Origin of the sequence: Mycobacterium marinum (assembly GCF_003391395.1) — a bacterium.
Classification (GTDB): domain Bacteria; phylum Actinomycetota; class Actinomycetes; order Mycobacteriales; family Mycobacteriaceae; genus Mycobacterium; species Mycobacterium marinum.
Genome location: NZ_CP024190.1, coordinates 1,340,740 through 1,362,668, shown reverse-complemented (window position 1 = coordinate 1,362,668; position 21,929 = coordinate 1,340,740). Strand labels below are relative to the sequence as shown.

13 protein-coding genes and 1 riboswitch are annotated in these 21,929 nt (G+C 67.6%); of the genes, 9 read left to right on the top strand and 4 right to left on the bottom strand.

From position 1 onward, the window contains the following. The first annotated feature begins 64 nt into the window (after window positions 1-64). A riboswitch (SAM riboswitch) is annotated at window positions 65-184 on the top strand. 40 nt (window positions 185-224) lie between these two features. The 5 genes from CCUG20998_RS05715 (at window position 225) to CCUG20998_RS05695 (ending at window position 4,301) form a co-directional block, all read left to right on the top strand. Further along, window positions 225-1,574, top strand: a complete 1,350-nt coding sequence (locus CCUG20998_RS05715; protein ID WP_012393065.1) for a bifunctional o-acetylhomoserine/o-acetylserine sulfhydrylase — start codon at window positions 225-227, stop codon at window positions 1,572-1,574. Window positions 1,575-1,585: 11 nt separating this feature from the next. Next, complete coding sequence (metX, locus tag CCUG20998_RS05710) at window positions 1,586-2,725, top strand: homoserine O-acetyltransferase MetX (RefSeq protein ID WP_012393064.1); 1,140 nt, start codon at window positions 1,586-1,588, stop codon at window positions 2,723-2,725. After that, the gene (locus CCUG20998_RS05705; RefSeq protein WP_011739589.1) at window positions 2,719-3,456 is read left to right on the top strand and encodes a class I SAM-dependent methyltransferase; all 738 of its coding nucleotides are present in this window, start codon (window positions 2,719-2,721) and stop codon (window positions 3,454-3,456) included. The genes metX and CCUG20998_RS05705 overlap by 7 nt, the downstream gene beginning before the upstream one ends. A gap of 139 nt (window positions 3,457-3,595) precedes the next feature. Then, window positions 3,596-3,943, top strand: coding sequence for a heme-binding protein (locus tag CCUG20998_RS05700; protein ID WP_036451467.1), 348 nt, complete (start codon window positions 3,596-3,598; stop codon window positions 3,941-3,943). Between the two features lie 61 nt (window positions 3,944-4,004). Further along, the gene (locus CCUG20998_RS05695; RefSeq protein ID WP_020732051.1) at window positions 4,005-4,301 is read left to right on the top strand and encodes a hypothetical protein; all 297 of its coding nucleotides are present in this window, start codon (window positions 4,005-4,007) and stop codon (window positions 4,299-4,301) included. Between the two features lie 39 nt (window positions 4,302-4,340). Here the strand turns inward: CCUG20998_RS05695 and CCUG20998_RS05690 are convergent, their stop codons facing one another. Both CCUG20998_RS05690 and CCUG20998_RS05685 read right to left on the bottom strand, forming a co-directional pair. Next, window positions 4,341-14,120: a type I polyketide synthase gene (locus CCUG20998_RS05690; RefSeq protein ID WP_038578971.1), complete on the bottom strand. Its 9,780-nt coding sequence runs from the start codon at window positions 14,118-14,120 to the stop codon at window positions 4,341-4,343. Between the two features lie 248 nt (window positions 14,121-14,368). Next, complete coding sequence (locus CCUG20998_RS05685) at window positions 14,369-15,820, bottom strand: FAD-dependent oxidoreductase (RefSeq protein WP_103654073.1); 1,452 nt, start codon at window positions 15,818-15,820, stop codon at window positions 14,369-14,371. A 244-nt stretch (window positions 15,821-16,064) separates the two neighbouring features. Here CCUG20998_RS05685 and CCUG20998_RS05680 point away from each other — a divergent pair, with 244 nt between their 5' ends. Next, on the top strand, window positions 16,065-16,481 hold the full coding sequence (locus CCUG20998_RS05680; protein ID WP_011739584.1) for a DUF732 domain-containing protein: 417 nt from the start codon (window positions 16,065-16,067) through the stop codon (window positions 16,479-16,481). Between the two features lie 3 nt (window positions 16,482-16,484). On the opposite strand, the gene CCUG20998_RS05675 is transcribed toward CCUG20998_RS05680, so the two are convergent. Together CCUG20998_RS05675 and CCUG20998_RS05670 are read right to left on the bottom strand one after the other, a co-directional pair. Then, a complete protein-coding gene (locus CCUG20998_RS05675; RefSeq protein WP_011739583.1) occupies window positions 16,485-16,778 on the bottom strand; it encodes a DUF3017 domain-containing protein in 294 nt (97 codons plus the stop codon). After that, window positions 16,775-17,620, bottom strand: a complete 846-nt coding sequence (locus tag CCUG20998_RS05670) for a bifunctional methylenetetrahydrofolate dehydrogenase/methenyltetrahydrofolate cyclohydrolase (RefSeq protein WP_012393057.1) — start codon at window positions 17,618-17,620, stop codon at window positions 16,775-16,777. The genes CCUG20998_RS05675 and CCUG20998_RS05670 overlap by 4 nt, the downstream gene beginning before the upstream one ends. Before the next feature lie 107 nt (window positions 17,621-17,727). On the opposite strand from CCUG20998_RS05670, the gene CCUG20998_RS05665 reads away from it, so the two are divergent. The 3 genes from CCUG20998_RS05665 (at window position 17,728) to CCUG20998_RS05655 (ending at window position 21,919) form a co-directional block, all read left to right on the top strand. After that, window positions 17,728-18,921: an NADH:flavin oxidoreductase gene (locus CCUG20998_RS05665; protein ID WP_012393056.1), complete on the top strand. Its 1,194-nt coding sequence runs from the start codon at window positions 17,728-17,730 to the stop codon at window positions 18,919-18,921. 23 nt (window positions 18,922-18,944) lie between these two features. Continuing rightward, on the top strand, window positions 18,945-19,163 hold the full coding sequence (locus CCUG20998_RS05660; RefSeq protein ID WP_231389855.1) for a hypothetical protein: 219 nt from the start codon (window positions 18,945-18,947) through the stop codon (window positions 19,161-19,163). A gap of 134 nt (window positions 19,164-19,297) precedes the next feature. Continuing rightward, the gene (locus tag CCUG20998_RS05655; RefSeq protein WP_020732046.1) at window positions 19,298-21,919 is read left to right on the top strand and encodes an FHA domain-containing protein; all 2,622 of its coding nucleotides are present in this window, start codon (window positions 19,298-19,300) and stop codon (window positions 21,917-21,919) included. Window positions 21,920-21,929 lie beyond the last annotated feature (10 nt).

Sequence of the window (21,929 nt, the reverse complement as noted above, 5' to 3'; positions counted from 1 at the left end):
GACGGCGATGCCGCCCGCCCAGAGAGTTGGCACGAGCAAGCCGCGATACGGTAGGCTTCAGATCGGTCATGAGCGCCAGCGTCAAGCCCCGGCTTGCTGGCCGGCAACCCTCCAACCGCGGTGGGGTGCCCCGGGTGATGACCAGGTTGAGTAGCCACAGTCGGCTACACGGCAAGCGCGGGTCCGCCATGACGGGCCCCTGAGCAGACAGGGAAAGTAGCCTCATGAGCGCCGAAAACACCAGCACTGACGCAGATCCGACCGCGCATTGGTCATTTGAAACCAAGCAGATCCACGCCGGCCAGCAGCCCGATTCCGCCACCAACGCGCGGGCGCTGCCGATCTACCAAACCACCTCGTACACCTTCGAAAACACGGCGCACGCTGCCGCTTTGTTCGGCCTGGAGGTTCCCGGCAACATCTACACGCGGCTGGGCAACCCCACTACCGATGTGGTTGAGCAGCGCATCGCCGCGCTCGAAGGTGGGGTCGCCGCGCTGTTCCTGTCCTCCGGTCAGGCCGCGGAAACCTTCGCCATCCTCAACCTGGCCGGCGCGGGCGATCACATCGTGTCCAGCCCCCGCCTCTACGGCGGCACCTACAACCTGTTCCATTACTCGCTAGCAAAGCTGGGGATCGAGGTCAGCTTCGTCGACGACCCCGACAACCTGGACTCGTGGCAGGCGGCGGTGCGGCCCAACACCAAGGCGTTTTTTGGTGAGACCATCTCCAACCCGCAGATCGACCTGCTGGACACCCCCGGGGTTGCTGAAGTCGCCCACCGCAACGGGATACCGCTGATCGTCGACAACACCATCGCCACGCCGTACCTGATTCGGCCGTTCACGCAGGGCGCCGACATCGTCGTGCACTCGGCCACCAAGTACCTGGGCGGGCACGGCGCCGCGATCGCGGGTGTGATCGTCGATGGCGGCACATTCGACTGGACGCAGGGCCGTTTTCCCGAATTCACCACACCGGACCCCAGCTACCACGGCGTGGTGTTTGCCGAGTTGGGCGCGCCGGCCTATGCCCTCAAGGCTCGCGTCCAGCTGCTGCGCGACTTGGGGTCGGCGGCCTCGCCGTTCAACGCCTTCCTGGTGGCCCAGGGCCTGGAAACCCTGAGCCTGCGGATCGAACGGCACGTTTCCAACGCGCAGCGCGTCGCAGAGTTCCTGGCCGACCGCGAGGATGTTGTCACGGTCAACTACGCCGGACTACCCGGTTCGCCGTGGCATGAGCGGGCAAAGAAGCTGTCCCCCAAGGGAACCGGGGCCGTGCTGTCGTTCGAGTTGGCCGGCGGCGTCGAGGCCGGTAAAGCATTCGTGAATGCGCTCAAACTGCACAGCCACGTCGCCAACATCGGCGATGTGCGCTCGCTGGTGATCCATCCGGCATCGACCACCCACGCCCAGCTGAGCCCGGCCGAGCAGCTGTCCACCGGCGTCAGTCCGGGACTGGTGCGTTTAGCAGTGGGCATCGAGGGTATAGAAGACATCCTGGCCGACCTGGAGCTCGGGTTCGCCGCGGCACGCAAGTTCAGCGGCGATTCACAGGCAGTAGCAGCCATCTGAGGAGCACCGACGTGACGATCTCCGACGTGCCCACCCAAACACTGCCCGCCGAAGGCGAAGTGCGCCTGGTCGATATCGGGTCACTGCGCCTGGAGAGCGGTGCGGTCATCGACAACGTCTGCATCGCGTTGCAGCGCTGGGGCGAGTTGTCCCCCACCCGCGACAACGTGGTGATGGTGTTGCACGCGCTCACCGGTGATTCGCACGTCACCGGCCCCGCCGGCCCCGGGCATTCCACCCCGGGCTGGTGGGACGGGATGGTCGGCCCGGGCGCGCCGATCGACACCAACCGTTGGTGCGCGGTAGCCACCAACGTGCTGGGTGGTTGCCGCGGCTCCACCGGCCCCAGCTCACTAGCCCGGGACGGAAAACCCTGGGGCTCGAGATTTCCCTTGATCTCGGTGCGCGACCAGGTGGAAGCCGACATGGCCGCCCTGGCGGCGCTGGGCATCACCCAGGTTGCCGCCGTGGTCGGCGGATCCATGGGCGGCGCCCGCGCGCTGGAGTGGATTGTCGGCCATCCCGATCGGGTGCGCTCGGCGCTGCTGCTGGCGGTGGGTGCGCGCGCCACCGCTGACCAGATCGGCACTCAGACAACGCAAATCGCAGCCATCAAGGCTGACCCGAATTGGCGAAACGGCGACTATCACGAGACCGGCTGCAAGCCCGAAGCCGGGCTGAAGGTCGCCCGCCGTTTCGCACACCTGACCTACCGTGGCGAGATCGAACTCGACAGCCGCTTCGCCAACGACGGTCAGGGCGGCGAGGATCCCGCGGACGGCGGGCGCTACGCGATCCAGAGCTACCTGGAACATCAGGGCGACAAGCTGCTGGCCCGCTTCGATGCCGGTAGCTATGTGATCCTGACCGAGGCTCTCAACAGACACGATGTCGGCCGCGGCAGGGACGGGATACATGCTGCGCTGCGGGGGTGCCCGGTCCCGGTGGTCGTCGGTGGCATCACCTCCGATCGCCTCTACCCACTGCGGTTGCAGCAGGAGCTGGCCGATCTGTTGCCCGGATGCGCCGGGCTGGAGGTCGTCGATTCCATCCGTGGCCACGACGGGTTTCTGGTGGAGTCCGAGGCCGTCGGTGAATTGATCCACAAGACACTGCGATTGGCCGAAGACCGAAGCTCGCGTCCATGGTGAGCGGGTCCGCCCAGGACCCATCGCTGTCGTTCGGTTCGGCGGCGGCCGCATACGAGCGGGGCCGCCCGTCTTATCCACCCGAAGCGATCGACTGGCTGCTGCCGGCAGGGGCGCGCGATGTTCTCGATCTTGGTGCGGGGACCGGCAAGTTGACGACCCGCCTGGTCGAACGCGGTCTCGATGTGGTCGCCGTAGACCCCATTCCCGAGATGCTCGAGGTGCTGCGCGCGTCGCTGCCGAGAACGCTGGCGCTGCTGGGTACCGCCGAAGAGATACCGTTGGAAGACAACAGCGTTGATGCCGTTCTGGTCGCCCAGGCCTGGCATTGGGTGGATCCGGCGCGGGCGATCCCCGAGGTGGCCCGGGTGCTGCGGCCCGGCGGCCGGCTGGGACTGGTGTGGAACACCCGCGACGAGCGGCTCGGTTGGGTACGCGAGTTGGGCCGGATCATCGGGCGCGACAGCGACCCGGTGCGCGACAAGGTCACGCTGCCCGAACCGTTCACGGGTGTGGCGCGCCATCACGTGGAGTGGACCAATTACCTGACCCCGCAAGCGTTGATCGACTTGGTCGCATCGCGCAGCTACTGCATCACCTCACCGGCCGAGGTCCGCACCAAGACCCTCGATCAGGTGCGTGAGCTGTTGGCCACGCATCCGGCGCTGGCCAACTCGGCCGGTCTGGCATTGCCGTACGTCACGGTGTGCGTGAGCGCGACCCTGGCCGCCTAGCCAGGCAGCACCGACACGAATATCCCGGCCGCCTCCTCCGGCCGGCCTCGCGACCAGCATGGGACTTTCGGCCCTCGTCAGGCAGCTGGTCTGCGCGATGAACTTGGTCGCAGTGGTCGACAAACCCGAGGAGGCAGCCATGTCGCTCGCAGCCCCCACCGGATACCGCACGATCGCGGTTGGGATCGCAACCGGGGCGCTGGGCGCCGCAATGCTGCTGGGCAGCGCGGCGATCGCCGTCGCCGATCCCCCACCCAACTGCACGACCGCCGACCTGGCCGGCATCTCCGCCGGCGTTGCCGCCGCGACCTCGACCTATCTGTTCACCCATCCCGATGTCAACGAATTCTTCACCGGGCTCAGGGGGCAGGAACGCGATGCAATGCGTGAGAACGTGCAGAATTACCTCAATGCCAACCCGAACGTGAAAGCCGACCTGGACGGCATCCGTCAGCCCGTGGTCGACTTCAAGGACCGGTGCCAGTAAGCCGAGTCGCCCGTCGTCGCGAGCCGGCGCCCCAGCCCGGCCCCGTCGGAAGGAAACCGCCATGCAACTCGGGCGCATCCATCTCTGCACCATCCTCGCGGCCGCCGCCGCTGGCGTGGCGGTGACCCTGGCCGCCTTTCCCACCAGCTCACCGCACATCCAACCGAGCTCGGCCCCGATCCATGAACTGCCCCTCGATGACCTCGGCATCCCGGGCGTGTCGGTGGACGTCGACGCCAAGGTGCCAAACCTCAACTCGGTCGAACAAGTCGTGCCCAACGTCAGCGTGCCGAACATCAACCTGCCCAACGTCAAGGTGAACCCGGGGCATGTCGGTCTGCCGGGGCGTGGGCGCTAGCGTCAGCGGAGTTCCCAAGCCGCGCAATGGTCCCGCCCGCTAGCAGTCGATCTGCGCATTCAGACCGAATTCGGCGAAGGTACGTGAAACGACCTCGCGCAGTTCATCTTTGGTGTTGGAGTGACCGACAAGATACGCAGAGATTCCGATGCACATCTTGCCGCGGCCCCGCCCCGAAGCCAGCAGCATTCGTCCACCGGTGCCCTCCAGCACGCTTTTGGCGATATCGGGCTCGACCAGTCTGATGTAGGCGAAGTCGGCATCGGTGCCGTCGGGCCGGTTGGCGGCCGGAGGCACGTCACCGACATTGGAGCAAGTGACGGGGAGAGTGGGGCCACCCGCTGCCATCCCAACCAGCCTCCTGGCCACCCACCTCGGGGTTATCGCCGCCAGTGGCAGCGGCGCCAAGAACTCGTTGTCGAGATCCTCCATCCCTTCCAGGATTGCCCGGGTGATCTTGGCGTGCATCTCCCTGAGGTCTGTCGCCGCGTGTGCCGGGTCGACCGCGACGTCAACGGCCGTCAGTGCGTTGCCACGGGTGTCGTCTTGGGTGCGAAGCGACACCACAATGCGCAGGGTGACCGTTCCGTCGCCCTGAACCCGCCCAACCCTCGCCGCAAGTCTGCAGGCAACCCCTCCCACAAGCGAGTTGCTCTTCGCACCAAGCCTTTTGGCGCACGCATCCCAGTCCGCCAGATCGATGTAGGCGGTCACGGCAGGCACCTCGACGGAATGGTCGCCGCCGGCCATCCGCGGCGGCGGCGGGGCCGCTTTGATCGAGGATTGCAGTTCCTGGCGATCGCGGCGAAGCCGACGAACCACACCGCCGAACGCGTGCGCGATCTTGGGCAGCTCATTGACGGTTTGCCGGAGATCCTCGCGCAGCGCCCGCCTGAGGATGCGCGAGCCCGCAGCCGGATAACCCAGATCCTGGGTCCTGCCCTCGGCCGCATTGACCACCGCCTGGCCGAAAGCGATCGCGTCGGCGATCGTGTGCGAAGCCACCAGGCTCACCGCGGTGCCGCCGTCATCGAGTCCAACGACGCCAAGATGCCAGCCCGGCCCCCACTCCGGATCGATGGGCAGGCGCGCCCGCTCATCGGCCCATGCGCCCACGTCAGCGCGCCGTCGTGGCGTTGTGGCGAAGTCGATCTGCTGCGACACCGGAGCCGAGACCCAGCGATCACGTGCGAACGGCAACGGAGACCGCTCGATCCGGCGTCCCAACAACCCGCATCCGAGATTGCGGTGGAAACGCCGCAACCCCTCGACATCGACGGCCCGGTCGTAGATCCAAATCATCTGGATCAGCGAGCCGTAGCCCGCCCGCAGCCCGAGGAATGCCGCTTGATCCAGGTAGGCGAGCCTATCGTCGGCCGGCTCGGCGGCACGCTTGCCGACCTGAGCCGCCGCGGCCGCGGGCACCGCGGCGACGCTGAGCAGGTCGGCCAGGTGGACGGCAACGCTGGCCGGGCTGGGGTGGTCGAAGATGAGAGTGGCCGGCAGGTCCACGCCGGATTGGGCCGACAGGGCTCCGCGCAGTTCCAGCGCGCTGAGCGAGTCGATACCGAGGTCTTTGAACGGCTGGTCCGGGTCCATGGCGGCCGGGTCCGGGTGTGCCAGCACCGCCGCGGTGGCGGTGAGGACCAGTTTGGTCAGCATGGCGTGTTGTTGCTCGGGGGTCAGTCCCGCCAGCCGGGCGCCGAGCGCCCGTGAGTCGGCCATGGCGGCTTGGGGCCGGGTGCTGATCAGCGCCGAGAAGACCGGGGGCAGGCTGCTCTCGCGGGCCAGGGCCGCCAGCGCTCGGGTGCTCAGCGGGGCCGGGATCAGATTGGGGTGCTGCACGCCAAGGGCAGCGTCGAAGAGAGCCAGACCCGCGCTGGTGGTGATCGGGACCATGCCGCTGCGGGTCAGGCGGGCTTGATCGCGGGCATCGAGGTGGCCGGTCATCCCCGAGGAGGGCTGCCAATACCCCCAGGCCAGACTGGTGGCTCCCGGCCCGCGCTCGCGGGCCAGGGCGTCCAGGACGGCGTTGGCCGCGGCGTAGTTGGCCTGTCCCGGGGCCCCCAGGGCCCCGGCGGCAGAGGAGAACAACACGAACGCGGCCAGCTCGGTGTTGGCGGTTAGCTGGTGTAGGTGCCAGGCGCTATCGGCTTTGGCGGCCAGCACGGTGTCGAGCTGCTGTGCGGTGAGTTGGCTCGTCACCGCGTCGTCGAGCACTCCGGCAGCATGGATGACCGCGGTCAGCGGGTGCGCGGTGGGAATCGAGTCGATCAGGGCCGCCAACTGGGCGGGGTCGGCACAGTCGCAGGCGCTGATGGTGACCTGGGCACCCAACCCATTCAGGCGCTCAGCAAGCTCGGCCGCCCCGACGCCGCTGGGGCCGCGTCGGGACGTCAACAGCAGCCGGCGCACACCGTAGTGAGTGAGCAGGTGTTCGGCGAACAGGCCGCCGAGCATGCCGGTGCCCCCGGTGATCAACACGGTGCCCGCCGGGTCGAGTGCCGCCGGGGCGATGAGCACGATTTTCCCGGTAGGCCGGGCCTCGCTGATATCCCGAAACGCTTGGCGAGCGCGCAGCAGCCCGTAGGCCGTCACGGGCGGGGGCTCGATGACCTCGGCATTGATCAGCTCGCCCACCGCGGCCCAGGTGCGTTGCAGCTGTTCGGGCGTGGCCGTGCTGATGTCGTAGACGACGTATCTCAGGCCGGGATGGGTTTGTGCGACGTCGGTGGCTTCCCGGATGTCGCGTCTGGCGATCTCGACAAAGCACCCGGGCGCGGCCAGTAGCCGCAGCGACGCATCGACAAGATCGCCGCGCAGATCGTTGAGGACCACGTCCATCCCGCGCCCGCCGGTGGCAGCGGCCAAGGTGTCGCCGAAGTCCCGGGTACGGGAAGAAGCGATGTGATCCTCGGGAATGCCCAACCCGCGCAGGATGTGCTGCTCGGCGGGATCGGCGGTCGCGAACACCTCGGCACCCAGGTGCTGCGCAATGCGGATCGCGGCCCGGCCAACCGCACCGGCGCCGGAGTGGATGAGCACCCGCTGTCCGGCGCGGAGCGCCGCGATATCGATCAGAGCGCTGTATGCGGTCACAAACGCGACCGGGACCGAGGCCGCTTGGGGGCTGGACCAGCCCGGCGGGATCGCCACCACAGCGCGGTGATCGGTGGCCGCGGTGGGGGCGAATGCGTTATTGGGGAAGATCCCCATCACCGCATCCCCCGGCGCGAAGTCGTCGACATCGCCGGCGGTGTCGATGACGATCCCGGCGGCTTCCACGCCAAGCCCTTGGTGGTCTTGTCGGCCCTCACCACCAGCGTCGCGGTGGCTGGTCGCGGCTGACGCGACCGCCACATCATCGGAGTTCAAGCCCGCAGCGCGGATCTGCACTCGGATCTGGCCGGGCCCCAGTTCTGCTGGTGCGGGGGTGGGGGCCAGGGTCAGGTCGGCCAAATCCCCGCTACCGGTAGTGATTAGCCGCCAGTGCGGGGTGGGGGGTGGGGTCAACGCCCAGGCCGGGGCCAGCCGGGGCATGTGAGCGACACCGGCGCGCAGAGCCAGCTGGGGTTCACCGCCCGTACCCGTGCAGCTGCCCAGCAGTTGTAGCAGCGTGTCGGTACTGCTGGCGGCGTGGTCGGTGTCGACCAACCGGATCCGGCCCGGGTGCTCGCTTTGGGCGCTGTGCAGCAGCGCCCACACCGCTGCCTGAGCCGGATTCGGCGCCCGCTCGTAGGCGTTGATCGCCACCGCGCGACAGGTCAGAACCACCAGCACCGTCTCGGCCGTGTCGGGGCGGGCCAACCAGGCCGTAACCGCGGCCAACGCGTGTCGGGTCAGCGAATGCATGCTCGACACGACGGCATCGTCATCGCCGCGAAGATCCGGCGGGGACAAGGACCAAATCACCACCGGGGGGCATGGCCGCACGGCATCCAAATCGGGGCGCCTGACGCCGTTGCGCAGACCAGCCGAGACGGCATCGGGATCTTCGGCAACCACCACCCACGCCGGCGGCTCGGCCACGGCGGCGGCACCGGGCGCGCCGGCCGAGGACAGCGGTGGCCAGGCCAGCTCCCACAAGCCCCGCCCGGATGACGTCGCCGTCGTGGGTGGGGTGAGAGTCGCCAGGTCGGGTAGGGCCCGCACAACAATCGTGTCGATGCTGATCACCGGCGCGCCGGCGGGATCGCTGGCGTACAGGGTGAAGGTGTCGACACTGCTGCAGGTCAGCCACACCTGCAGCCGGGTGGCCGCGGTCGCATGCAGGGTGACCCCGCTCAAGACGAACGGAAGCCGGACCGCCGCCGACTCCGAGTCCGCCCCGGCGCCCAGGGCGGCGGCCATCGGGTGCAGCGCGGCGTCCAGCAGAGCCGGGTGGATTCCGTAGCCGGTGATGTCGGTTCCGGCGGGCAGGGCCACCTCGGCGTAGATGTGGTCGGGGTCGGCCGGCTCGTGGCCGATCCCGAGTACCGAGCAGAACGGAGGGCCATAGTGCAGACCGCGGTCGGCCAGCCGCTCGTAGAAGTCCGCGACATCGAATTCCGTCACCGGCAAGGCCGCCATGGGAGGTTGGCCGGCAGCGGCTGGTTCGGCGGCGAGGATTCCGCTGGCATGTAACACCCACCCCGTCTCGCCGCGGTGGCCGGTACCGGTGCGGGCATGGACGTTGAACGCGCGTCGTGCACCCCCATCGGCGCCGGCCACGCCGATCTGGATATCGGTCGGCGTGTCTTCGGCAAGCACCAGGGGGGCGTGCAACACCAGTTCGGCAACGGCCGGGCACCCCACGTAATCCCCGACCGCCAACGCCATGTCGACGAAGGAGGTGCCCGGCAGCACCACCACATCGCCCACCCGGTGAGCGCCAAGCCAGCCCTGCACACCAAGAGCCAACCGGCCAGTGGCGATCACCTCGTCTCGGTCCGCCAACGCGGTGATCGCCCCCAACAATGGATGCCCGACGCGATCCAGACCAAGACCAGCGGCGTCATTGCCCGGTCCCGTTGTGAGCCAATACCGATGGTGCTGGAACGGATACGTCGGCAGCGGCACCGGGCGGGCGTGCGGATACACCACCGGCCAGGCCGGGCTACGACCATGAACCTGCAACCGCGCCAGCGTCGTAGTCAGGGCGTCCAGGTCGGGTCGCTCGCGATGCAGGGTGGGAATCACCACCGAGCCGGGGCGTCGTCCGTTGCTGGCGGCCAAGGTGTCGGTGATGGCCGGGGCCAGCACCGGGTGCGGGGATATTTCCACAAACACCTGCTCGGCAGCGGCCAGCAGAACTTTGATGCTGTCGTAGAACCGGACCGGTTGTCGCAGGTTGGCGTACCAGTAGTCGGCGGTCATCGTGGTGGTGTCCAACGGCTGGTCCGACGTCACGCCATGCACGGTGGAATACAAGGCAATCCGTCCCGGCGCCGGGGTCAACCCGGCCAACTCGCCGAGTAGCCGCTCGCGCGCCGGCTCGACCTGTCCGCAGTGTGAGGCGTAATCGACGGTGATGGAACGGATCTGGATGCCATCGACCTCACCGGCGGCGACGAACGCCTCAATCGCGGGGGGATCACCGCTGATGATGGTGTGGGTGGGGCCGTTGACCGCAGCGACTGTCAGCGCGTCACCGTAGGGCTGCAGCCGCGCAGCCACTTCGTCAGCGCCGAGCAACACCGACGCCATCCCCCCGGTCCCGGACAGATCCGCGAGGGCGGCACTGCGCAGTGCCACGATTTTGGCGGCCTGCTCGAGGGTGAACACCCCGGCGACATAGGCCGCGGCAATCTCGCCCTGGGAATGTCCGATCACCGCGTCCGGTTCGATCCCGTAGCTGATCAGGGTGCGGGCCAAAGACACCATGACCGCGAACAACACCGGTTGGACCACATCGACCCGCTCCAGCGCCATGGCGCTGGGCTCACCGCGCACCACGGCACCTACCGACCAGCCCGTCCAGCCGAACAAGGCCTGGTCACACTCGTCAAGCGCACGGGAGAACACCTGGTGACGGCGGTATAGCTCGGCGGCCATGCCCGGGTATTGGCCGCCCTGGCCGGGGAAGACGAATACGGTCTTTCCCGCCGATGCCGACCGTAGGTGGTGCTGGACGAGTTGAGGGTGCGGGTCGCCGGCGGCCAGCGCCTGCAGTGCCGCCAACAGCTCGGCCCGGGGATCGGGGCTCGCGGCCGGCACCGTCACGACAGCCCGGTGCGGGTGGTGGGTGCGGGTGCAGCCCAGGCTGTAGCCCACGTCGGCGAGATCGAGGTCCCGATGGCAGAGCAGGTGTTGGTGCAGCCGTTCGGCTTGGGCAGCCAACCCTGCCGGGGTTCGCGCCGAAACGGGCCACATGGGCAGCCCGAGTTCGGCACCGTGCTGGGGCCGACCGGCCGGCTCAGGCGATCCGCTCGACGGGGTGGGGGCCTGTTGCAGGATCAGATGTGCGTTGGTGCCGCTGATTCCAAACGAGGACACCGCCGCGGTACGGGGATGATCGGTGACCGGCCAGGGCACCGGCTCGGTGAGGACGCGGACGGTACCGGCCGACCAGTCGACGTGCGGGCTGGGGCGATCAACGTTGAGGGTCGGCGGCAGACTGTCGTGGTTGAGGGCCGCGATCATTTTGATCAGTCCGGCGACACCAGCTGCGGCTTGGGTGTGGCCGATGTTCGATTTGATCGATCCCAGCCACAGTGGATGCTCTGGGTGATGTGCGGCGCCGTAAGTGGCGATCAAGGCTCCGGCCTCGATCGGGTCGCCCAGCGTGGTGCCGGTGCCGTGGGCCTCCACGGCATCAACCTCATCGAGCCCGACACCCGCGTTGGCGACGGCCTGGGTGATGACCCGTTGTTGAGCGGGCCCGCTGGGGGCGGTCAAACCGTTTGAGGCGCCATCTTGGTTGATCGCCGATCCGGCGATGACCGCCAACACCGGGTGGCCGTTGCGATTTGCATCGCTGAGCCGTTCCAGCACCAGCACCGCGGCCCCTTCGCCCCAGCCGGTGCCATCGGCGGCGGCGGAAAACGCTTTGCAGCGCCCATCTGCGGCCAGCCCGCGCTGCCTGGCGAACTCGGTAAACACCGCCGGCGTGGTCATCACGGTGACGCCCCCGGCGAGGGCAAGAGCCGACTCTCCGGTGTGCAAGGACTGACACGCCAAATGCGCGGCCACCAGAGACGAAGAGCACGCCGTGTCGATGGTGATGGCAGGCCCCTGCAAACCCAGCGCATAGGCGACACGACCGGACGCCACGCTGGTGGACAGACCGGTCAAGCCGTATCCATCCGCGCCTTCGGACCCGCCGCCGTATTGCTGTGACCACGCTCCGACGAACACCCCCGTCTTCGAGCGCAGCAACGCGGCCGGATCAATCTGGGCGGTTTCCAACGCTTCCCAACACACTTCCAGCAGCAACCGCTGCTGGGGATCCATGGTTTGGGCTTCCCGCGCCGAGATACCGAAGAACTCGGCGTCAAATCCGGCGACGTCGGCCACAAACGATCCAGCGCGGGCGTAGGTCTTGCCCACCGCATCCGGATCGGGATCAAACAACTCCGCCAGGTTCCAGCCCCGGTCCGCCGGAAACTCCCCCACCGCCTCGGTGCCGCCGGCAACCAGATCCCATAGCGCCGCAGCCGAATCCACGCCGCCCGGGAACCGACACGCCATTCCCACCACGGCCACCGGCTCATCGGTGCTCACCCGAGGCTGCACCGGCGCGGCCACCGCAACCGATCCGCTCAACAGCTGGCCCAGGTGGGTGGCCAAGGCGGCCGGCGTGGGGTAGTCGAAAGCCAGGGTTGGCGGCAATGTCAGCTCGGTGACCGTTTGCAGACGGTCAAGCAATTCGGTGGCCTTCACCGAATCGAATCCCAGGTCCTGGAACGCCCACTCGGGGTCGATGTCGTTGGGGCTGGGATAGTCCAACACCGTCGCCGCCTGCGCGCACACCACCCCCACCAGCAGGTCATGTTGCTGGTGGCGCAGCAGCCGCAGCCGTTGCACCAACCCTGAGTCGGCCCCGGCGTCCGCATCCGCAGCCGCGGCATCGGCCACCCGCGGCCCGGGCTCGCGGAGCTGCCCGTCCAAGCGGGTGAACTCGTCGTGCAGATACCGCTGCAGGCACTCCCGTCGTCTGACCTTGCCGCTTGTGGTCAGGGGAATCGAACCGGGCGGCACCAGAACGAGATCCGCCACATTGAGACCGTGTGTCTTCGATATCGCGGCGATGACGTCACGGCGGACGACGCCCATTCGGTGCATCGTGGCCTCGTGCGACGTCTCCCGCGTCTTGAATTCGACAATGACAACCAGCTTCTCGACGCCGCCGTCATCGGGAACCGCTATCGCCACGCAGCGGCCCCGAGTGACCTCCTGGATCGTCGCCTCGATGTCGTCGGGTGAGTGGTTGCGCCCGTAGATGATCAGCAGATCCTTGATGCGGCCGATGATGAACAGCTCTCCTTCGGAGAAGGCGCCCAAATCTCCGGTTCTCAGCCAAGGTCCCGGTGGTGTGCCCGGCGACGGGCCGACAAGCGCTGCACCGAAGGTGCGTTCGGTCTCTTGGGGCCGGTGCCAGTAGCCGGCCGCGACGTTGTCGCCGTGCACCCAGATCTCTCCGGCCACGCCGGCCGGACACTCGGTGGCGGTCTGCGGGTCGACGATGCGTACCGTCGGCGATTGCGCTGCGCCGTAACTGATCAGCGCCGTACCGGTCCCGGTTGTGCACCGCTTCGCGTGGCCGGCGGTCAGTTCGTCGGAGTCGAAGTAAACGGTCACCGGCGGTTGGCCCCATTCGCGGGTTGCCACGAACACGGTGGCTTCCGCGAGCCCGTATGACGGCCGTAGTGCCCTGGGATGAAGGTGGAAGCGGGCGAACCGCTGCGCGAAGCGTGCCAGCGTCGCGGGTTGTACCCGCTCGGCACCACTGAGAATGTTGCGCACGCCGCCGAGGTCAAGCCCGGCCAGGTCGTCGTCTGATGTCTTTCGTGCCGCCAATTCGAAAGCGATGTTCGGTGCTGCCGAAAACACCTGACAGTTGCTGGCCAGCAACTGCATCCACCGGGCCGGGCGCTGCAAGAACGATATCGGGCTGGTGAGCACGCTGTGGAATCCCTCCAGCAGCGGCATGATGATTCCGAACATCAAGCCCATGTCGTGAAAAAACGGCAGCCACGACACCACGGTCGTGTCGGGCGGGGCAGCGCGCCCGTGGTCGCCGAAATAGGCGGACATGCCCTGTTCGACATTGGCCAGAAGGTTTCTGTGCGAGACCACGACGCCCGCCGGCGTCCGGGTCGACCCGGAGGTGTACTGCAGATACGCAATGTCTGACCCGCTGTCGGACTCGGCGGCGGGTCCTTGCCCGGAGTCGGGGTCCAGCAGGTCAACCTCGATGACTGAGGGCGCGCGCTCCCCCGGCGTCAACGTGATGCACTCGGCGACGTCGCCGGCGATCGGGGACGTCGTGAGAATGGCCGAGGGCAACGCGTCGCGCAGCACCGAACCAACGCGCTCGTCGCTGGCGCCGCCCAGCGGAGCCGACAGCGGAACCGCGATCTGACCGGCCTGCAGTGCGCCGAGAAACGCAACGATGTAGTCAAGTCCCTGCGGCGCCAGCACCACGGCGCGGTCCCCGGTCGCCCCGCAGGCTTTGAGCTCCCGCGCGACGTTGCACGTCCGCCGATGCAGTTGTGACCACGTCAGAGTTTCCGCAATCCCCGCCCAGTCCCGTTCGTAATCGATGAAGGTGAATGCGGTCTCGCTGGGCCGCAGACTGGCACGTTCCCGCAACACTGCGGAAATCGAGTGGTCGAGCACAGCTAAGACGTTAGGGGATGATCCGACGGGTGGATAGACCGTTCGGAGAACCAAATCGGCCCAGCGAAAGCCGCCCGCGCACCGGGCGCGGCGCGCACCGCAGACCGGGCGTACGGCCACGACCGGCAAACCGCACCCAGCCAACCTCTACGGCTTCGCCGGTGAAACCCGTCCCCCCACCGGCGGCTACTGGGTCACCAACCCCGTCTGCTCCCCCCCGAGCGGCCCGATCCCGAGGGGGGTAGCCGTCAGAAGTTGAGTCCGGAGTACATCAACCGGCTGGGGTCGTATCGCTGGCGGATTTGGGTCAACCGAGACAGATTCGACCCGAAGTATCGCGAGGGCGCGGTGTTGGCTTCCAGATAGTTGACGTAGCCGCCGACCGAGAACTGTTGCACCGCTTGGTGTGCGGAGTTGATCCATTTGGTGGCAGCGGCCGTTTGCCCACTGCTGGGCGTCTCGACATACCACTGCACGACCGCCGACTGACGCCGCCATGGGAAGGCGGTAGCGGTCGGGTCGATGTCACCCACCGCTCCGGTAAGCGTGTCGACCAGCGCCGACGCCCGCCCCGACGCCGGCGGCCATTTCCCCACCGCCGCGACAATTGCTTGTGCTGCAGCGGAATTCACGGTGCCGATGACATCGGATCCGGCCACGAAGCCACGCGGTGAACTCGCGGAGCTGCCGCCGGCCAGGTACTTCACCAATTCCATGTGGTTGAACGTCTTGGTCTCGATGCCGGTGGGCTGCGCACCGACAGCGGACTTGATCGCGTCGGCCACTCCCCGCCCCGCACCCGCCGGACATGTCGCCAGCACATGGCAATTGGCCTGTGCGGCACTTACCGACATGTCGACCAGGCCCCAGGTGTCGCGGTCGGCCGCTGCCAGCCAGGTCTGCCAGCCGGCCAGCACCTGCGCCGCCGACGATGGAGTGAAGTCGACGCGCACCACATCGGAGTCGGCGACCGGGAACGTCTCGAACGTCATCGCCGTGGTAACCCCGAAGTTCCCTCCCCCACCACCGCGCACCGCCCAGAACAAATCGGGATGATCCTCCGCGGAGGCGGTCACCGTTTCTCCGCTGGGCAACACGACGGTGGCCGATCGCAGCGCATCGCAGGTAAGGCCGGCGTGGCGGGAGTCGGCGCCCATTCCGCCGCCGAGCGCCAAGCCGCCCACACCCACGGTCGGGCAGCTGCCGGTCGGAATTGCCCGGCCGGCGCCGGCCAGCACCTGGTGCACGTCGGTCAGATTCACCCCGGCGGGCACCGTGACGGTTCCGCTGCCGGCATCGAAATTCACTCCGCCCGGCAGCCCACGCAGGTCGATCACCATCGCACCGACGGCGGTCGACGCGCCAATGTAGGAGTGTCCGCCGCCGCGCGGGGCGATCTTGAGCTTGTTGGCGGCCGCGAACGCGACCGCCTTCTCCACGTCGGCCTGCGACGTGACTGTCACCACCGCCGCCGGGTTCGAGTTGTTGTAGAGCGAGTTGAAAACCTGCTTGCCGGAAGTAAATGAGGCGCCGTTGCTCGGCAGCAGCACCCGGCCCCCGATGGAGGACGCCAGAGCGCTCCAACCACTGACCGGTTCGGCCACAGCACGTGCGGATCCGAATAGGGCCGAACCCAACCCGGCCGCCGTCGCTGCGGCGGCGCCGCGAAGAAACGTCTGGCGAGAAATCATGGGCCGCATTGTTATACACCGCGCGGCCAACCGCACTGCCGTATCACGTGTTGCGTCACGCCGTGACGGGATCGTGTCGTTTCAACACCATCACCTACCGGACGGCTGGGATACCGGCCGAGATCCAATACACATAGAGCGCAAACTTTTACGGCATCGTGTTCGAAATGTGACAACGAGCGAGCAAGGTTCCTGAGGTTGCTTGAGTGTGCCCGGATGGCCCTGGTGCGCTCCAAATCCGATGGGAGCAAGCATGAGGGCATGGCGCTACCAACCATTGACCGTTCGGCTGCTGGCGGGGGCCGCGGGCTTGCTGACCGCTTCTGCCGCGCTCGCGGCGCCGGCTGAGGCCGACTCCGTCGACGACGCGTTCATCAACGCGTTGAACGCGGCCGGGGTCAACTACGGCGACGCGGGAGGTGCGGAGGCATTGGGCCGAAGTGTGTGCCCGGTCCTGTCCGAGCCGGGTGGATCCTTCAATTCGGCGGCGTCGAAGGTCGTCGCCGGCGGTAGCGGCATGTCTCCGGAGATGGCGGCTACCTTCACCAGTATCGCGATTTCCATGTACTGCCCGTCGGTGATGGCCAATGTGACCAGCGGCAATCTCCCCCTGCAGGGCATTCCGGGGGTGCCGGCCATACCCGGCGTACCGGGCGTACCCGGGTTCTAGGGCTCAGCCGGTACCAAGCGGATCGATCGTGGACGCGATGTAGACCATCGCGGCGCCGACCGAGGTCATGGTGATGAAGTCGGTCGCTTTGCTGCGCACCGTCAGCAGGCCGGCCCGGTCGTCGGACAACACCAACCGCAGCGCGGCGGCCACACCCACACCGATTCCGATCAACAACGAACCTCGGCGCCAGAAGTTTGCCCCGGCCAGCGCGAACGCCACCGCGAAGATCAGCCCGACCAGCAGGATTGGCCATTGAGCGCGCAGCGCGCGCCCGGCGAAATCCCGCACGGTCATCGCTGTTCGGCCAGCTCTACGACGTTGGTCAACAGAAACGCCCGGGTCAACGGTCCGACGCCGCCGGGATTGGGCGAGACGTGGCCGGCGACCTCCCATACGTCGGGATGCACATCACCGGTCAGTTTGCCGTCGACTCGGCTCACGCCCACGTCGACGACCGCGGCACCGGGGCGCACCATGTCGGCGGTCAACATGTGGGGCACCCCGACCGCGGCGACGATGATGTCGGCCTGCCTGGTCAGTGTGGGCAAATCGCGGGTTCCGGTATGGCACAGGGTGACCGTGGCGTTCTCCGAGCGGCGGGTGAGCAGCAGCCCCAAGGGGCGCCCGACCGTCACGCCCCGGCCGATCACCACCACATGTGCCCCCGCAATCGGGACGTCGTAGCGGCGCAGCAGGTGCACGATGCCGCGCGGGGTGCAGGGCAGCGGGGCCGGTGTGTTGAGCACCAGCCGGCCCAGGTTAGTGGGGTGCAGGCCGTCCGCGTCCTTGCCCGGGTCGATGCGCTCCAGTGCGGCGTTCTCGTCCAGATGCTTCGGCAGCGGCAACTGCACGATGTAGCCCGTGCAGTCCGGGTTGGCGTTGAGTTCGTCGATCGTCTCGTTGAGCGTGGCGGTCGAGATGTCGGCCGGCAGGTCGCGGCGGATCGATGTGATGCCCACCTTGGCGCAGTCGGAGTGTTTGCCGCGCACATAGGCCTGTGACCCCGGGTCCTCACCGACCAAGATGGTGGCCAGCCCGGGTGTGCGGCCCGATGCGTTCAGTTCCGAGACCCGCTGTTTGAGGTCGACGAAGATCTCGTCGCGGGTGGCCTTGCCATCCAGCGTTATTGCGCCCACGCCAGACAGTCTGGCATGAGCGCATCGGGGCCCGGTCAGGCTGACCCCGCGCCACCCGGCCGGCAAACCCGGGTGCGGCGCTTGCGATCGCCATTACGCTCGCCCTTATGTCCCCCACGCCGGACGTGCTCAGCCCCGCCCAGCTCGGCCCGCTGACGCTGCGCAATCGCGTCATCAAAGCCGCGACCTTCGAGGCCCGGACACCCAATGCGCTGGTGACCGACGATCTGATCGAATATCACCGCCAACCCGCCGCGGGCGGGATCGCCATGACCACCGTCGCCTATTGCGCGGTCTCCCCCGGCGGGCGCACCAGCGGGGAACAGATCTGGATGCGCCGGGAAGCGGTGCCGGGGCTGCGCCGACTCACCGAGGCGATCCACGCCGAGGGCGCGGCGGTGAGCGCCCAGATCGGGCACGCCGGCCCGGTGGCCGACGCCCGTTCCAACAAGGCGACCGCCCTGGCCCCGGTGCGATTCTTCAATCCGATCGCGATGCGGTTTGCCAAGAGGGCGACCCGCGATGACATCGACGACGTGCTGGCCGCGCACGCCAACGCCGCCCGGTTGGCGGTCGAGGCGGGTTTCGACGCCGTGGAAATCCATTTGGGCCATAACTACCTGGCCAGTTCCTTTCTTTCTCCGCTGATCAACCGACGTGCGGACGAGTTCGGTGGTTCGCTGGAGAACCGGGCCAAGGTCGCGCGTGGATTGGTGCGGGCCGTCCGCGGCGCCCTGGACAAGGACGGGATCAGCCATGTCGCGGTGACCGCCAAGCTCAACATGGCCGACGGGGTTCGCGGCGGTATCAGCACCGAGGAGTCGCTGAGAACCGCCAAATGGCTCGAAGAAGACGGTGGGCTGGACGCGATCGAGCTGACCGCGGGCAGTTCGCTGGTCAACCCCATGTACCTGTTCCGCGGCGATGCGCCGGTCAAGGAGTTCGCCGCCGCTTTCAAACCCCCGATGCGCTGGGGGGTGCGCATGATGGGCAAGAAGTTCCTGCGCGAGTACCCCTATCGGGACGCCTATCTGCTGCGGGATGCGCGGCTGTTTCGCTCTGAGTTGTCGATGCCGTTGATCTTGCTGGGCGGCATCACCAACCGCGAGACCATGGATCTGGCCATGGCGGAGGGATTCGAGTTCGTCGCGATGGCACGTGCCCTGCTGGCCGAGCCGGATCTGATCAACCGGATCGCCGCCGAAGGCAACCGGGTGCATTCGGCTTGCACGCACTGCAACCAGTGCATGCCGACCATCTACAGCCGCACCCGCTGTGTGGTCACCGGGGCGCCGGACTGAGCCGATGACCCGATCCGTGTCGGGTGCCGGCAAGGAAATCGGCGCTGCTCGCCCTGCCCGCCGATCAACAGCCCACCGGCACCGACAATGCCCGCATTCCCATCTTCCCCGGGGCTTCCCGGCGGATTGCCGGCACTGGCGCCGCCGGTGCCGCCAATGAGACTGCCCGGCATGGGTGTGCCACCGCCGCTGCCGAACAACAAGCCGCCCTGTCCACCGCTGCCCGTCGAGGGTTGCGGTGAGCAAAGCGGCCAGGCGCCGGAAGGCTCGGTCGGCCGGCGACAACCCAGATCAGGCCCGTTGCGGCGCGGATGCTGGTGTTGCCGGTGAGCGCGGCGGAGCAGGGTAACAAGGGAGCTTGGCTAAAGTTGATGCGATGCCTCAGCCTGCGCCGCCGGCACTGACCGTTCGCTGCGACGGATCAGAACGCACCTTCGCAGCGGGCCACGACGTGGTGGTCGGACGAGACCTGCGCGCCGATATGCGGATCACCCATCCGCTGATCTCGCGTGCTCATCTCCTCCTGCGTTTCGATCAGGGCCGATGGCTGGCGATCGACAACAATTCGTTGAACGGGACGTTCGTCAACGGCCGTCGCGTACCCATGGTCGAGATCTATGACGGCCAGAGCCTGAACATCGGAAACCCCGACGGTCCGCTCCTGAGCTTCGAGGTGGGGCGGCACGTGGGGATGGCGGGACGCCCACCCCAGACCGAGTCGATGCGGGTCACCCCTTCGATGGTCCGCCCCTCCGGTCAGCACCCCGTTGCGCTTGGGCCGACATCGACCGGAAGCCATACCAGCCACGAGGCGCCGCCGACCGCGCGGTTTCACCCCGGGGCTGCACCGCCCGGTCCGGCCAGAACGGGCCAGCCCATGTACCCGAGCAGTTCGGCCCCGTGGCGCCCCACCGGGTATCCCGCCAGCCCGGCACCCCCACCACCGTCGAACTTCCCCCCGCCACCACCGCGTCCCGGACCGCAACCGCCGCAGCAGGCCACCAAGCCTCCCGAGGTGGCCAACCTCGCGACCAAGATGTTCCATGCGCTGCTGCCCAGGTCCGGAGGCGCCGAGCGGCCGGCCGGCTCGGTCACCATTGGCCGGGCCACCGATAACGACATCGTCATCCCGGACGTTCTGGCGTCGCGACATCACGCATTCCTGACCCTGACACCGTTGGGCACCGAGATCCGTGACGCGCACAGCGTCAACGGCACCTTCGTCAACGGGGTCCGGGTGGGTTCGGCGGTCTTGAGCGACGGCGACGTCGTCACCATCGGCAACGTCGACCTGGTGTTCACCGGCGGCACCCTGATCCGCCGCACCGAGGCGGCCACCCGCAGCGGCGGCCTGGAGGTCAAATCGGTCTGTTTCACCGTCGACGGCGGAAAACAGCTGCTCGACCACATCTCGCTGACCGCGCGCCCCGGCACGCTGACCGCCATCATCGGTGGGTCCGGGGCCGGCAAGACCACGCTGTCGCGGCTGATCGCCGGGTATACCAGTCCCAGCTCGGGCACGGTGACTTTCGAAGGCCACAACATCCATGCCGAATACGCGTCCATGCGCAGCCGGATCGGAATGGTTCCGCAAGACGATGTGGTGCATCGCCAGCTGACCGTCAGCCAGGCACTCGGCTACGCGGCCGAACTACGGCTTCCCCCCGACACCAGCAAAGAGGACCGCGCCCAGGTGGTCGCCCAGGTTCTCGAAGAGCTCGAACTGACCAAGCACGCCGAAACCCGCGTCGACAAACTCTCCGGCGGCCAGCGCAAGCGTGCGTCGGTGGCACTGGAACTGCTCACTGGACCGTCACTGCTGATTCTCGACGAGCCGACCACCGGCTTGGACCCCGCACTGGACCGGCAGGTGATGTTGATGCTGCGCCAGTTGGCCGATGCCGGTCGGGTGGTACTCATCGTGACGCACTCGGTTGCCTACCTCGACGTGTGCGACCAGCTTCTGCTGGTGGCACCGGGGGGCAAGACGGCCTTTCTGGGCCCGCCCAGCGAAATCAGCCAGGCCATGGGCACCGCCAACTGGGCCGACATCTTCACCAACGTGGGCGCCGACCCCGACGAAGCCAACCGCCGTTTTCTGGAACAGAAGCAGGAGCAGCCGGCCTTTCCGTCCGAGGCCAGCCCGGCGGTCGACTTGGGCGAACCGGTGCACACCGACGTGCTGCACCAGTTCTCCACGGTGGCCCGTCGCCAGATTCGGCTGGTGATCTCCGACCGGGGTTACACGGTGTTCTTGGCGCTGTTGCCCTTCCTGATCGGCACACTGACCCTCACCGTGCGCGGCAAGACCGGGTACGGCATGTCGGACCCGATGGGCAACAATCCCGCCCAGCCCGACCAGATTCTGGTGATGCTCAATGTCGGCGCGGTGTTCATGGGTACCGCGCTGACCATCCGTGACCTCATCGGAGAGCGTCCCATCTTCCGACGAGAGCAGGCTGTCGGCTTGTCGACGGCGGCCTACATGGGCGCCAAGATCGTGGTCTTCTGCGCCTTTGCGGTCACTCAGGCGGCGATCGCCACCACGATTTCGGTGGTCGGCTGGGGCAAACCACTGTCGGACGCGGTGCTGCTGGGTGATGTCAGATTCGAGCTGTTCGTCACCGTCGCCGCCACCTGCGTCGCTTCGGCGCTGCTCGGTATGGCACTGTCGTCGCTGGCTCAATCCCAGGACCAGATCATGCCGATGCTGGTGGTGTCGATCATGTCTCAGCTGGTGTTCTCCGGCGGCATGATCTGGGTGACCAACCGCTTCCTGCTCGACCAGTTGTCCTGGCTCACGCCGGCCCGGTGGGGTTTTGCGGCGTCCGCGTCGACGATCGACACCCACCGGCTGGTGCCGGGCCCGACCGACCCGAAGGACCAGCACTGGGACCACAAGGCCAGCGCATGGCTGTTCGACATGGCCATGCTCGCGGTGTTGTCGATCGCCTATACCGCCATCGTGTGGTGGAAGATTCGGCTCAAGCGGCGCTGACCCCCGCACA